The organism is Gordonia sp. IEGM753, from assembly GCF_050321825.1.
GTDB lineage: Bacteria > Pseudomonadota > Gammaproteobacteria > Pseudomonadales > Pseudomonadaceae > Aquipseudomonas.
The window spans coordinates 369,701-383,026 of record NZ_JBNQGB010000001.1; the positions used below are offsets into that span (position 1 = coordinate 369,701).

Here is a 13,326-nt window from a genome sequence, read left to right on the forward strand (position 1 = left end):
GAAATGAGAGTAACGGACTTCACACTTGCCAACGGTCGGCCGCCAGCGGACGTCAAATTGATCCAGCAATCAACTGAACTGGCGCCTTCGCTTGCAGCGACTCCTCACGCGTTCACGCTCGTTGAACAACTTGAGCGCTCGATTAAAGTATTGAATAAAACCTACGACACTTTGCTCAAGAGCCCACCGGATGCACTTCAGGCCCGATCCCTGATGTGGACGCAGCAAGTGCGGCAATCCGGGGCCTTGATGCAATACGGCATGCATACCTTGAACGACGAACTGCGCCAGCAAGTGCTCGACGTGCAAGACGGTATGTTGGCTGGTCTCAAAAGTGCAGTGCCGGTACCGTTTGAAGGTGCTTCTGATGTCGGGGTTAGAGCATCTGATGATTTTTTTGACAAGTTGATCGACTTGATCGACCTAATCAAAAACGGGTACCTGGCAGGGTATGAACATATCCTGAAGGCTTACTCGGAGTTTTTTGATGATTTCAATACAGAAGTCACTGCAAAAATGAAGGATTGGATTAAGGGCGCGAATGACGGTAAAGACGTCGAAGTAAATGCCGCCGAAATCAGGTATGCCCTTCAGCGTATTATTGAGAAATATTCACATCCCAATCCGGGCTCGGTTTTATTCCCGGCACCTGGCATGGGCAGCGCAACACGGGAGGAGGCAGACAAGTGGCGTTTGGCATTGGGTTTGCCCGCCAACTGCTTGAAACAGAACTCAGATGGCAGTTTCAGCGTGGTCATGGACCTCAGTCCACTGATAACCATGAGGGATTCGTTGCCTAGCGGTGCCGGTTGGGTAACCTGGAGCACGCCGTCTTTCCAGGCCTGGCAAACCGGGTTCAATGCGCAAGAAGAACGCCTGAAAAATATGCTGCAAAGCTATACGCAAAAATATTCGAACGCCAATTCGTATCACGACAACTTCAACAGGACGTTGTCTTCACACCTTAATCAATATGCGGACATGCTCAAGGCCATGTTGAATTTTTGATTGGCTGGCAATTTTCGGATTGTTAAAACATTGAATTAAAGAAGGCGCAACACGGTGTCGTCAGATGCTGAGTTGCGCCGATTTTTCGCGTGTTTAATAAAATGGAGTTTTAACGATGAGTTTTGCACATCCTCACGTTGAGGAGAGCGTCGTAAAAGTATTGGTTGGCTATTTTTCAACAGCGCGTGGAAAAATAACCGCTGATTCACGTTTGGTGGAAGACCTTTTTGTTGATTCGATAAGCCTCGTTGAAGTCGTCATGTTGCTAAATGAAACTTTCAACGTGGAGATCCCTCAGGAAGAAGTGGCGCAGTGGAAGGCCGTTGAGGATATCACCAGGTCAGTGATGAGCTGTGATGCCATCGGCAGTTATCGCGAATAGTCCTACAGTTTTAATCGTCATTTCATACAGGTATGAAGACTATTACCCTACGGAATAGTCTTTGCGAACTTTCTATAGTCGGGCTGCTTGTCATCTTTGAACCTGATGACTCATAGTTTCAATTGCGTTTCAGTACCTTTCTATAGAGATCGCCCAAAGTATGGACAGTGCAACTGATCAAACGTCATTCAGGTCGTTTGTCTTCGACCAATGGCTACTGCAAAGCGATGGAACGCTGATGCGAGACGGTAAAGGAGTACACGTCCCACCCAAAGAGTTACACGTATTGCGCCTGCTGCTGGGGTCGACCGGCACTGTGATCAGCAAGGACCTGTTGCTGGACAGCGTGTGGCCAAATACAGATGCCGCCGAAGAATCGTTGACTCGATGTATTTACGCACTGCGCAAGCTGTTAAAGGAAAACAAGAGCTTCATCGCGACGGTCTATGGCCACGGTTACCGATTTACCTGTCCGGCGGTGACTCTCGACTCTCCCGACGCAAAAGCTGTCGCGATTCCTTCGCTGGCTGTTCTGCCTTTTCGCGGTATGGAAGCAGCAGCGGCGCTGGACTTGCAGGACTTGATGATCCGTCAATGGACCGCAGCGTTTGGAGAGACTGTGCGGTTCGTGCCCGCCGGGCTGATGGCCAGTTTCAACCTCCCTGTGGATGCCGGGCTGTTGGTCCAGAGCCTGGCGCCGGATTATTACTTGAGCGGTCGCGTGGTTGGCGAAGGTGTGGAACTGCGCTGGTCAGTCGAGCTGATCAGAGGTCGTGACCACGCGCTGCTTCATGGGCAAATTCTGGACGGTGGCGAGGACAATGAGTCTCTCGCGCAATTGGCCTGTCTGATTGCTCAGCAATTACCAGGATTGCGTCCGATCGGCGGCAGCTGCACTTCATATTCGGCTGCCGTCGCCTATTTGAAAGGGGTATGCAGCCTGCAGCGACACACCCCGCAAAGTCTGCGCGACGCATTGGTGCAGTTCGGTCAGTGCCTGGAACAGGCAAGCGGTTATGCGCCGTCATGGTGTGGAGTAGCGGATGCCTGGCTCGGGCATGCCGTGCTCGGATTGTGCGATCAAGAGTATGCGATCCAAGAGGCTGATTCAGCCATTTCCAAAGCATTGTCCTTGGATCCCTGCAACCTTGCAGCACTCACCCGGCTCGCTTTGTTGACCAGTTTGCGCGGCTGTGAAGCGGCGGCGCAGGCGCTCTTTCGACGCTGTCTGATGGCGGCCGACCAAGCGGATGTTCACTACTTCCATGCCTGGCATCATTGGTTCTGGCGGCGCAATGAGCAAGCGTCACAGAGCATCGAGCGTTGTTTGCGGCACGACTCGGGCAGTGTGCGTGCTCAGGTTTTGCGGGTGCGCATTGCGCTGACTCACATGCCGCAGGAAGCCGTGTCGATGGCGCGCAAAACGTTAGAGCAGGGTGCATCGGGACATTCGCTCTTGATCATTTTTCACGCGGTGGTGCTGGCCTACCTTGGGCATCACCAATCAGCCTTGCGTGAACTCGATCGGGCCGGCTTGCATGAGGCGGCCATGGGCGAGCAAGGCCTGGCGGCCTGGAACGTGCTGTTCGGGGTCAACCCGCTAAACGCCCGTAACCAATATGCGATGTGGCTGTACTCGGCTCAGGTCCGATCCATTGAGCTGCTCGATACAAGCCCGAATAATGGATTTGCAGTGGCACCGCTCTGGAGATCGCTGTCTCGAGGATCGAATCGAATTCACTTCGGCACAAGGTTGATGGACAGCGGACGGCGCTTGGCATGAGTCAACGCTGGAACTGCGGATTGTTTGCAGGATTCTGATCGTTGCCAAGCGGTATCGACAGAATTCGATCAGGAACATTCGCGATGATGTTTTTAGTATGGAGGCTTATTCACATCGAGGAGTGAGATCGATGACGGACCTGTCGGCCCCACCTCTACAACCTTGCGTTTTGCGCTTTCTAAATGGCCCTTTGCAAGGTTGCGAGTTCGCGCTTCATGAACCTCGTACATTATTCATTGTGGCGCCGGTCGATCTGTTGGGCACCGTTAGTGCAGTCAGTGTGCCGGCCGACGCGATTTTCGTTCCACTGGATCACGGCGGTTGTAATTTTGAGGTCCTGTTGGACGAAGCCGTGACGGGAGGTGCGACGTTGCGCCTGCTCAACGAGCAGGCAGAGGTTCGCCATTGCGCGTTTCAACAGTGTGAACGTGTGGGTGCCTTGCAGATTGTTTTGCGTGCGCATGACCAACAGTGGACGCCCCAGAGCCTGGGTTTGCAGCCGCCAGTATCGTCTCCAGAACCTGTTGCGTCATGGCGTCCAACACGTCTTGTGAAATGGCTCGGTGGTAGCGTTGCGCTGGGTTTGCTGGTGGCGACGATCAGCATTGGGTCGCTGCCGCAGCCAACGCCTGAAATGGATATCCGCACCTTGATCGCCGGTGCCAGCGCGGACGTTGTAGTGCTGCATGGGCGCGACGCAATGGTTTATGTGTTCGCCTCTTCCGAGCGAGATGCCGGTTGGAGTCGCCAGGTGTTGATGCGCAACAACCTGCTACCCGGCAAGGTTCTGGTGCGCGATCAAGAGCGGCGTCGACTGGAAAAACTGCTGGTTGATCATGATCCGCATCTGGCCTGGCATACCCTGGATTTGAAGGATCCTTCGACGCCAAGGCTGGTGATCAGCACTCAACGCAACGTACTGAGTGCGCAGGCGCAAACCAGGTTGGTCGATAAGTTGCTGGAAGCGGCGCCTTACGCCAGCGACGTGGTGGTGCAGCTGCAAAACGACACGCTGCTTTCCAGCCTGGCTCAAGAGGGCTTGCAACGCCTTTCGTTAGCGTTCACCAGGGTCGAGCACGGTGACAGCGTCACGTTTGCCGTTGAGGGCAACCTGCAGGATGCCGAACTGGCGGCTGCCCGACAGTATGTCGATGCGTTTTATCAGCAGTGGGGTGATCGCTACGTGCACTTCGCGATTGATCTAAAAGACGATTTGCTCAAGGGCAAGTCTTTTCAAGTTGGCCCACAGGGCTACATCAAGATGACGTCGTCGTCTTGGCATTTTCCGTCACAACCCTAGAGGTGATTCATGTCCGGTCCCGGTATTCCCGAGTTTCCAGTTAGCTTCCACGATGATTTCCTGGGGCGCCAGGCTGCCGCGTTCGAATTGGGTGCGGTTGGCCTGCAGAAAGCACTGGATGACGCACTGGAAAAACTTGCGGGTGATGCTTCGAATCCCAAGTTTCTGGCGGCGTATCAAAGTGCATTCTCGTCCTACACGGTATTCCGAAACGCGCAGACCAACACGGTCAAGGGCTTCAAGGACATCGACATGGCGATCATTCAGGCCGCTCGCTGATCGTTTTTTCCTGACTCGCCATTGTCGCCCGACGATGGCTATTTCAATGGGTGCATCGCATGTCTGTTCAAAGCATTGGCGCGTCGCTGATCCAGCGTACGAATGTTGCTGAAATTACAGGTCCGCAGGACAGTTTGGTGGTTTCCCTCGAGAGTCGTCTGATTGACGCCTTCGCCAGTTCGGCGGTGAGCAGCGAGCAAGACGTTGCAGCGATCAATCAACTGTTGCAGAGCCCTGACATTACCAGCCCTGAAGTGCTTACGATGTTGCAGGAGCGAGTGGGGCAGTACAACGTAGACATCAACCTGCTGAACACCCTGGTTCGCAAAGCTGTGGGGACTGCCGAAACCCTGTTGCGTGCTTCATGAGAGCAAGTGTTTTACTCATTTTCCTGTGCCTGATGCTGGCGGGTTGTCGGCAGCCGAGCCTGCTCGAAGGGCTCGACCAGCAGCAGGCGAATGAGGTGCTCTCGGTATTGCTGCGCAACAATATTGCGGCGACCAAAGTAGACGCAGGTAAAACTGGCTATTCAGTAAAAATCAATCAGATCGACTTCTCGGCGGCCGTCGACCTGCTCAACCTTTATTCGTTGCCCTCAAGGCCCCGGTTGCAAGTGGCCGACATGTTTCCCAGCGATTCGTTGGTCGCGTCTCCGAGAGCCGAGAAAGCTAGGCTTTTCTCGGCATTGGAGCAACGAATCGAGCAGTCTCTGGGTGTGCTGGAAGGCGTTGTGTCGGCGCGAGTGCACGTCAGTTATGACCTGGATGCCGGTGAAGGCGGGCGCAAAGCAGCCCCGATTCACCTATCGGCCGTGGCGGTGCATGAGCGTGATATCGAGCCGCAGTTGTTGATCACCGACATCAAGCGTTTTCTGAAAAACAGCTTCGCTGCGGTTGAGTACGAAAACATCTCGGTGGTGTTGTCCAAGCGTTCGCCGACACAACATGTGGCTCCTTCAGTGTTGGCAGCGCAAAGCGGTTCACGTGCGATGTGGCCATTGTTCGGCTTTGTGGCGCTGCTGGTGGCTGCCGCACTGGCCTACGGCTATCGGCATTTGAGTGGAGGTGTTCGTGGCATCGTCCGCTGAACGTTTACAGCACATTCTCACCGAGCCTCTGGCGTATCTGCACACTGAGCGTTTGCCTTTGCCAGCCGATTTCGAGGGGCCCGATGCCCGGTCTGTCCTGAACGGCATGCTGATCGACGGGCTGCTGTTGTCAGCGCCCACAGCGTTGGCGCCCTTGAGTGTCGTTACTGATCTGTGGGTGCGGCAATGGCGAAATCTGCCCTACATAGCGTCTTTGATGGGCGCTTGGCGATTGTTCCCTCAGTTGGCATGCGGCGGGGCGCTGCAACAGTTGCCCTGTTCCTTGCGGTCCTTTGCCAGTTACACACTCAGTGCTCGCAGCAGCCTGGCGATTGAACAGTCGATGCTGTCGCGACAGCACATCGATGCCGCAGGCTTCAACGCGCTGCGGAGTTGGTCCGAACAGGTTTCACCCGAATTGCTTGAACGGCTCTCGCTGCAGTTTTCTCCCCGTGTGATCGCTCTGAACTGGCAATGGCCAGTGACCGAACCCGACCCAGCCCTCTTTTTCCTGGCGGTGCAACATGCTCGACTCCATCCGAACCCTGACTGACTTGCCTGCGTGTGGCGAGGCTCGCATACGCGGCCAAGACATCATCGCCGCCCGCCAGCGCCGCACCTTGCGCAAGCAGGTCGAGCGTTGGACGCGTGATTGCGTCGACCAGGCGCAGCGTGACGCCGAAGTGATTCGCGCGAACGCCGTTCAGCAGGGCTATAGCCAAGGCATGTTGCGAGCCGCTGAAGACCTCGCAACGGCTTTGCGCGAGTCGCAGGCAATGGGACAGGCTTTACGCTGCGACCTCACACAGGCCGCGGCGCAGTTGCTCGGCGGTTTGCTGAGCCGCAGCGAATGGCTGGACGAAATGCTCGAGAGCTGGCTGGCGGAGCAGGTGCCTCATGGCGATGCTGTGTTACAGGTGTTGCTTCCGATGCGATGCAAACCGCAAGGGGCAGAACTGCAGCACCGCTTGCAGGCACTTTGGTCCGGCACTGTTGTGCTGGAATACCAACCGCAAGAGCGTTATCTGTTGCGACTTGCCGACCAGGTTCTGGAATTTGATATCGGCGCTACTCGCCAGAGGCTTGAACCAAAACTGCTCGCCCTTCTGAAAAACCTGCCGGCATCGGCAACAACCCTTGATCAGGGATGCGTACAAAAGCTGCGCGACCTGTGTGTGTCTCTGACTGAGACCAAACAATGAATATTGACGCCGCCAGCAACTCGCGAGTGAGTAGGGACCACGCCGCGCCGACCATCGAAACGCTGGAGTCTCGGCTGTTGCAGGCAACCAGGGAGGTGCCTGATACCAAACGTCCAGACCCCGAATTCGACCTTCTCTATCAACAGCTGTTGGCGATGGAGGGGCAAGGCGAAAAGGCGATCTATGCGTTCATCAAGGCGCAACTGAGCGCCGATGGCATTACGCACGCCTACCCGACGTCCAAAGCCTTGCTGGCGGTAACGCTTCAAGTGTTGATTCGTTTGCAAGATGAGAAATTGCAAACATCGCAACTCTACAAGGAGGTCAGCGGTGCCAACGGTCTGGCATTCAGCATGGACAACTTCGTCAAAAGCTTCATGCGCGATGTGTTTGCGCCGATGGAAGATGATGCCTGGGAGAAAAGTGAGTGGTGAGGTGAATTCAATCGGGCCTGATTTTTAAAAAAGAGGAAACGTCGGGATGGCATTGCCAATTGTAGTATCGGGGGGAGTTTCGCGCCCGACGAGTCCGAACGCTGCTTATTCTTCAACTATCGATACTCACCGCTGCGCGCAGTTGACGCTTGCGGCTGAAACGCTTGAAGTTTCACCTGGTTTTCGATCGGCGGACCTGGGGACGCGGCGGCAAATTGAAGCTGGAATGGCGCGTATGGAACGTGTCGTCACCATTGACCTGGCAGACTTGGGTGAGACAGATCGAAGTGCGGTGGCGCAGTTTGAGACTTATATAGATCTCGGTTTGTTACCGGAGAGTCCGCCTGAGGTGCCCATGTTTGCTCGTGTCCGCACGTTGCACTCTCTGGACCCCGAGCAAAGCCGTGAAAGTAGAATGCACTCAGTGTTGCAGGCGGGTCTGGAAGCGCTTGAGCCTGCCGCAGACGTAGGCATCAATCTGCTCAACATTGTCGGACGCACAGGGACAATCGTTGTGTCGGCCATCGTGCTGCGTCAGATTGTTGCTTTCCACGTTGAGCGCGCACTGCGAGAAGGCGATTCGCCAGAGGCGACCCGCGAATGGTTGGCGGCGGCTTTGGCGATGACGGGGCCGGCGCTGATTCTGTTTGGGGCTATTCGTAATGAACTCGCCGGGATGGCGAATCAAGCGTCGAACCTGGGGCGTATCTGCATGGCCAGTATCACCCTGGGCGCCTTCATCATGTCGCACCTTTGCGGCGCTTCAAAAACCCAGGTCCCGGTCATGACTGCAGCGACGATTTATGTCTTGGTCAGGGGTTTGGCCAACGCTTTTTTTCCGCTGCCAGATAATGCCGGGCCCGCCAATACGCGAGCCACAGGATTAACGACAGCCGTGTACGGGATGGCGCAGTTTATTCTGGCGGAAGTGGGGCAGATGATGCCGTCAAGTGGCGCAGCCCGGTCTGCGCTGGGGCTGGGTTATGACCTGTTTGCGGACATGATCAACGGTGCGCTGAGTGCCGTTGGCATTATCGTTGATGATTGCACGTCTATTTTTTTCAAAAGTTGGCCGGTGATATCACCGCCACGGGCGTTGGACTCAGTGTTTTCGGATCCCGAATCATTGCAGCAAGAGGCCCTGCAAGTGCGTGTCGGATTTCAGATCCCGAGCCGTTCTCAACTGGCTGATGCCATGTTTAACGTCGGAGCGCTGCGCCTTTCAGCCAGTCACGCCATCACTATGGCCGTTGGGGCGATGGTCCAGTGGCTGGAAGACTCCGACGTCGGTGACGATAAGCAGAGCCACATCCTGAACGGTTGTCTGGCGATGATGTTGATGCTCATTTATTTCCCGCTGGTCTTCGGCAGCGCCACGCGCACTGACAATACCTACGCGTTACAGGAAACCTACGTTCCCTAGACCCGTGGAGGCGGCGGAGGGCAATCGGTTACTCGCCGTAACCCCTTCGCCCCGGCTATAATCGCCGCCACTTTTCGTAGCCCAGAGTCAAAGCCGCCCATGTACACCCTGGCCCGTCAGCTGTTGTTCAAACTTTCCCCGGAAACCTCCCACGATCTGTCCTTGGACCTGATCAGCGCGGGCGGGCGTTTGGGCCTTAACGGCTTGTTGTGCAAGGCTGCGGCAAAACTGCCGGTGACCGTGATGGGGCTCCAGTTTCCAAATCCAGTGGGATTGGCGGCTGGCCTGGACAAAAACGGCGCGGCCATCGACGGTTTCGCTCAGTTGGGTTTCGGTTTCGTGGAAATCGGCACCATTACTCCACGTCCGCAGCCAGGTAATCCCAAACCGCGTATTTTCCGACTGCCGGAAGCCGAAGCGATCATCAACCGCATGGGGTTCAACAACCTTGGCGTCGATCATCTGCTGGCCCGCGTGGCAGCGGCCAAGTACAAGGGCGTGCTGGGTATCAATATCGGCAAAAACTTCGATACGCCGGTGGAGCGTGCGGTCGATGATTACCTGATCTGCCTGGACAAGGTCTACGCGCATGCCAGCTATGTCACCGTTAACGTCAGTTCCCCTAACACTCCGGGGCTGCGCAGCCTTCAATTTGGTGATTCGCTGAAGCAATTGCTGGCCGACCTGGCCGCACGGCGGGCGGAACTGGCGTTGCGTCATGGCAAACATGTACCGCTGGCGATCAAAATCGCACCGGACATGACCGACGAAGAAACGACTCAAGTTGCACAAGCGTTGATCGAAACCGGGATGGACGCAGTCATCGCCACTAACACCACCCTCAGTCGGGTCGGCGTTGAAGGCATGGAATACGGTGACGAAGCGGGCGGGTTGTCCGGCGCGCCGGTACGCGACAAGAGCACCCACACCGTTAAGGTCCTGGCTGCAGAATTGGCTGGCCGCTTGCCGATCATTGCCGTTGGCGGAATCACTGAAGGCAAACACGCGGCTGAGAAAATCGCTGCGGGTGCGAGCTTGGTGCAACTGTACTCGGGCTTCATCTACAAAGGCCCGGCGTTGATCCGTGAATCCGTCGACGCCATAGCAGCCCTGCGCTGAACCCTGTGGGTTGTGTAGCGCATATTGGTATTTTACAGGCATAAAAAAGGGCACCTCGAGGGTGCCCCTGGGCCGGAGCCCGCCGCCCGGATGGGGCGTGCGTGGTTAAGTCATTCAGTCATCAGATTGTCGTGTCGGAATGTTCTAGCCCTGTCATTAATTAGCCGACGGCGTGAAGTTCGTTGAGTCTGTGGATTCCCGCAGTGCCGGTCATACCGTCCCAGTTGTCGCCGCGTCCTTCTCGCCAGCCGTTAATCCAGGCTTGGCGTACCGACGGTAGAGTAAATGGGCAAAGCTCACGGGATTTACCACCAACGCCATATTGATATCCGCGCAAAAATGCTCTTTCCAACGGATCACGCTTAAGTCTTCTCATAGGGTGTTGCCCTCACTTGTTGACTGTATTTATCGCGTTGACCTCATCGAGGTCTGGCAGAAAAAACTTCTGCCGTTGGTGGCTCGCTGCCGGCGTCGCGAGCCAAGGTGTCGACGTCGTTGCGGCGTCAACCTGTGTTGAGTTCTAACCAATGCGTCACATCGAGGGAATGATCGTTTTGTCATAAGAACGTAACGATAAAGATGGTAAGGCCATAAGTAACAGAGTGTTTGTAACGTTTTTATTGCTCAAACCCCGGTATGATCAGCCCCCCACTGCATGATGGGTTTAATCCTTTAGTGAGAATGCCTCGTGTTGCGTTGAGGATTATTCGACGAAGGGTCTACTTATGACATTTTGTTTCGACAACTTTTTTGTCTGCCCTTGCATCTAAGCTCCTTTACCTGAGCAGCAAGGTTGGAACGGCACACCTTCGTGCCACGCGGGCGCTCTTTTAGAAAAGCGCCTGATTGAAAACCGGGCCGGCAATGCGTTGCCGGTCCACTTAGCCAAAGGCTCTGAAATTCCAATGTCCGATCAATTCGAAATCTTCCTCACGTGCCCTAAAGGTCTTGAAGGCCTGCTCATCGAGGAAGCCGTCGGGCTTGGCCTTGAAGAGGCGCGTGAGCACACCTCTGCCGTGCGCGGCATGGCGACCATGGAAACCGCTTATCGCCTGTGCCTGTGGTCGCGTCTGGCGAACCGGGTGCTGCTGGTGTTGAAGCGTTTCCCGATGAAAGATGCCGAAGACCTGTACCACGGCGTGCTCGATATCGAATGGCAAGACCACATGCTCAATGACGGCACGCTGGCCGTCGAATTCAGCGGCCATGGTTCGGGCATCGACAACACTCACTTTGGCGCCTTGAAGGTCAAGGACGCCATCGTCGACAAGTTGCGCACGCCACAAGGTGACCGTCCGTCCATCGACAAACTCAACCCGGACCTGCGCATTCATCTGCGCCTGGACCGTGGCGAAGCCATTCTGTCGCTCGACTTGTCTGGCCACAGCTTGCACCAGCGCGGTTACCGCTTGCAGCAAGGCGCGGCGCCGCTGAAAGAAAACCTGGCAGCAGCCATCCTGATCCGTTCTGGCTGGCCTCGGATTGCCGCTGACGGCGGCGCGCTGGCTGACCCGATGTGCGGTGTGGGTACGTTCCTGGTTGAGGCGGCGATGATCGCCGCCGACATGGCGCCCAACCTGCGTCGTGAGCAATGGGGCTTCACAGCCTGGCTGGGCCACGTGCCGGCGTTGTGGAAAAAACTCCACGAGGAAGCCACCGAACGTGCTGCCGCCGGTCTCGCCAAACCGCCGTTGTGGATTCGCGGCTATGAAGCTGATCCGCGCCTGATTCAACCGGGCCGCAACAACGTCGAGCGTGCAGGTCTTAGCGAGTGGATCAAGATCTACCAGGGCGAAGTCGGCACGTTCGAACCACGCCCGGACCAGAACCAGAAAGGCCTGGTGATCTGCAACCCTCCGTACGGCGAGCGCTTGGGCGACGAAGCAAGCTTGCTGTATCTGTACCAGAACCTTGGCGAACGCCTGCGTCAGGCCTGCCTGAACTGGGAGGCTGCGGTATTTACCGGTGCCCCGGACCTGGGCAAGCGCATGGGTATTCGCAGCCACAAGCAGTATTCGTTCTGGAACGGCGCGCTGCCGTGCAAGTTGCTGCTGATCAAGGTCACGCCGGACCAGTTCGTGACGGGCGAGCGTCGCACGCCGGAACAACGTCAGGTGGAGCGCGAGCAAGCTGAAGTCGAAGTGGCCGATAACGACGTCGCGCCGGGCAAATACGAGAAATACAACAAGAACGGCAACCCGATCAAACCGGCACCGGTGGTGATCGAGCAACCGCGCTTGAGCGAAGGCGGGCAGATGTTTGCCAACCGCCTGCAAAAAAATCTCAAGGCATTGGGTAAGTGGGTCAAGCGTGAAGGCATCGATTGCTATCGCGTTTATGACGCCGACATGCCGGAATATTCGATGGCCATCGACCTGTACCACGACTGGGTTCACGTCCAGGAGTACGCAGCGCCGAAATCCATTGATCCGGAAAAAGCCTCGGCACGGATGTTTGATGCTTTGGCCGCCATTCCGCAAGCCTTGAACATCGACAAGAACCGCGTCGTGGTCAAGCGCCGCGAGCGTCAGAGCGGCACCAAGCAATACGAACGCCAAGCGGCGCAGGGCAAGTTTGTCGAGGTCAACGAAGGCGGCGTCAAGCTGCTGGTGAACCTCACGGATTACCTCGACACCGGGCTGTTCCTAGATCACCGGCCGATGCGCATGCGTATTCAGAAAGAGGCGGCCGGCAAGCGCTTCCTCAATCTGTATTGCTACACCGCGACCGCCAGTGTGCATGCCGCCAAGGGTGGAGCGCGCAGCACCACCAGCGTCGATCTGTCGAAAACCTACCTGGACTGGGCGCGTCGCAACCTGTCGCTGAACGGTTTTTCCGACAAGAATCGCCTGGAGCAGGGCGACGTAATGGTCTGGCTGGATGCGTGTCGGGACGAGTTCGACATGATCTTTATCGATCCGCCAACCTTCTCCAACTCCAAGCGTATGGAAGGCATATTTGATGTGCAGCGTGACCAGGTGCAGTTGATCGACCTGGCCATGGCACGCCTGGCGCCGGGTGGGGTGCTGTACTTCTCCAACAACTTCCGCAAGTTCCAGCTTGAGGAAAACCTGACCGAGCGTTACGCCGTCGAAGAAATCACCGCTCAGACCATCGATCCGGATTTCGCCCGTAACGGCAAGATCCACCGGGCCTGGAAAATCACTGCTCGTTGACACTCGATTTGACTGGATCCACAGAGCCTTGATTTTTAAAGGCTCTGTGCTCCTTTCAGTACTGGTCAAATTGATGGCTAATAGCTATAACTCAACCATGGCCAGTGTGCTTTTTCAGCACTTGGCATTTTGA

General features: G+C 56.1%; 14 protein-coding genes. 13 read left to right on the plus strand and 1 reads right to left on the minus strand.

What is annotated here, in order from left to right:
* The first annotated feature begins 3 nt into the window (after nucleotides 1-3).
* The 12 genes from ACQR3R_RS01680 to ACQR3R_RS01735 all read left to right on the plus strand — a co-directional run bounded on the left by ACQR3R_RS01680 (nucleotide 4) and on the right by ACQR3R_RS01735 (nucleotide 10,017).
* On the plus strand, nucleotides 4-1,008 hold the full coding sequence (locus tag ACQR3R_RS01680) for an IpaD/SipD/SspD family type III secretion system needle tip protein (RefSeq protein WP_428270170.1): 1,005 nt from the start codon (nucleotides 4-6) through the stop codon (nucleotides 1,006-1,008).
* 115 nt (nucleotides 1,009-1,123) lie between these two features.
* Entirely contained in the window at nucleotides 1,124-1,390 is a 267-nt protein-coding gene (locus ACQR3R_RS01685; RefSeq protein ID WP_428270171.1) for a phosphopantetheine-binding protein, read from the plus strand.
* 238 nt (nucleotides 1,391-1,628) lie between these two features.
* A complete protein-coding gene (locus ACQR3R_RS01690; RefSeq protein ID WP_428270172.1) occupies nucleotides 1,629-3,173 on the plus strand; it encodes a winged helix-turn-helix domain-containing protein in 1,545 nt (514 codons plus the stop codon).
* A gap of 130 nt (nucleotides 3,174-3,303) precedes the next feature.
* Entirely contained in the window at nucleotides 3,304-4,473 is a 1,170-nt protein-coding gene (locus tag ACQR3R_RS01695; RefSeq protein ID WP_428270173.1) for a PrgH/EprH family type III secretion apparatus protein, read from the plus strand.
* A gap of 9 nt (nucleotides 4,474-4,482) precedes the next feature.
* A complete protein-coding gene (gene sctF, locus ACQR3R_RS01700; RefSeq protein ID WP_428270174.1) occupies nucleotides 4,483-4,752 on the plus strand; it encodes a type III secretion system needle filament subunit SctF in 270 nt (89 codons plus the stop codon).
* Nucleotides 4,753-4,811: 59 nt separating this feature from the next.
* Complete coding sequence (gene sctI / locus ACQR3R_RS01705) at nucleotides 4,812-5,120, plus strand: type III secretion system inner rod subunit SctI (RefSeq protein WP_428270175.1); 309 nt, start codon at nucleotides 4,812-4,814, stop codon at nucleotides 5,118-5,120.
* On the plus strand, nucleotides 5,117-5,839 hold the full coding sequence (locus ACQR3R_RS01710) for an EscJ/YscJ/HrcJ family type III secretion inner membrane ring protein (protein ID WP_428270176.1): 723 nt from the start codon (nucleotides 5,117-5,119) through the stop codon (nucleotides 5,837-5,839). The genes sctI and ACQR3R_RS01710 overlap by 4 nt, the downstream gene beginning before the upstream one ends.
* A complete protein-coding gene (locus tag ACQR3R_RS01715) occupies nucleotides 5,823-6,392 on the plus strand; it encodes a hypothetical protein (RefSeq protein WP_428270177.1) in 570 nt (189 codons plus the stop codon). Before ACQR3R_RS01710 ends, ACQR3R_RS01715 begins: the two co-directional genes overlap by 17 nt.
* Nucleotides 6,364-7,041, plus strand: a complete 678-nt coding sequence (locus tag ACQR3R_RS01720; RefSeq protein WP_428270178.1) for a hypothetical protein — start codon at nucleotides 6,364-6,366, stop codon at nucleotides 7,039-7,041. The genes ACQR3R_RS01715 and ACQR3R_RS01720 overlap by 29 nt, the downstream gene beginning before the upstream one ends.
* Nucleotides 7,038-7,475, plus strand: coding sequence for a hypothetical protein (locus ACQR3R_RS01725; protein WP_428270179.1), 438 nt, complete (start codon nucleotides 7,038-7,040; stop codon nucleotides 7,473-7,475). Before ACQR3R_RS01720 ends, ACQR3R_RS01725 begins: the two co-directional genes overlap by 4 nt.
* A gap of 46 nt (nucleotides 7,476-7,521) precedes the next feature.
* The gene (locus ACQR3R_RS01730; protein WP_428270180.1) at nucleotides 7,522-8,898 is read left to right on the plus strand and encodes a hypothetical protein; all 1,377 of its coding nucleotides are present in this window, start codon (nucleotides 7,522-7,524) and stop codon (nucleotides 8,896-8,898) included.
* A gap of 99 nt (nucleotides 8,899-8,997) precedes the next feature.
* On the plus strand, nucleotides 8,998-10,017 hold the full coding sequence (locus tag ACQR3R_RS01735) for a quinone-dependent dihydroorotate dehydrogenase (protein WP_428270181.1): 1,020 nt from the start codon (nucleotides 8,998-9,000) through the stop codon (nucleotides 10,015-10,017).
* Nucleotides 10,018-10,177: 160 nt separating this feature from the next.
* On the opposite strand, the gene rmf is transcribed toward ACQR3R_RS01735, so the two are convergent.
* Nucleotides 10,178-10,393 carry a ribosome modulation factor gene (gene rmf / locus ACQR3R_RS01740; protein ID WP_003223300.1) on the minus strand — a complete coding sequence of 72 codons (216 nt, stop codon included), beginning with the start codon at nucleotides 10,391-10,393 and terminating at the stop codon, nucleotides 10,178-10,180.
* Nucleotides 10,394-10,922: 529 nt separating this feature from the next.
* On the opposite strand from rmf, the gene rlmKL reads away from it, so the two are divergent.
* Nucleotides 10,923-13,193 (plus strand): bifunctional 23S rRNA (guanine(2069)-N(7))-methyltransferase RlmK/23S rRNA (guanine(2445)-N(2))-methyltransferase RlmL, encoded by a 2,271-nt coding sequence (gene rlmKL / locus ACQR3R_RS01745; RefSeq protein WP_428270182.1) that lies wholly within the window; start codon nucleotides 10,923-10,925, stop codon nucleotides 13,191-13,193.
* The last annotated feature ends 133 nt before the right edge of the window (nucleotides 13,194-13,326 follow it).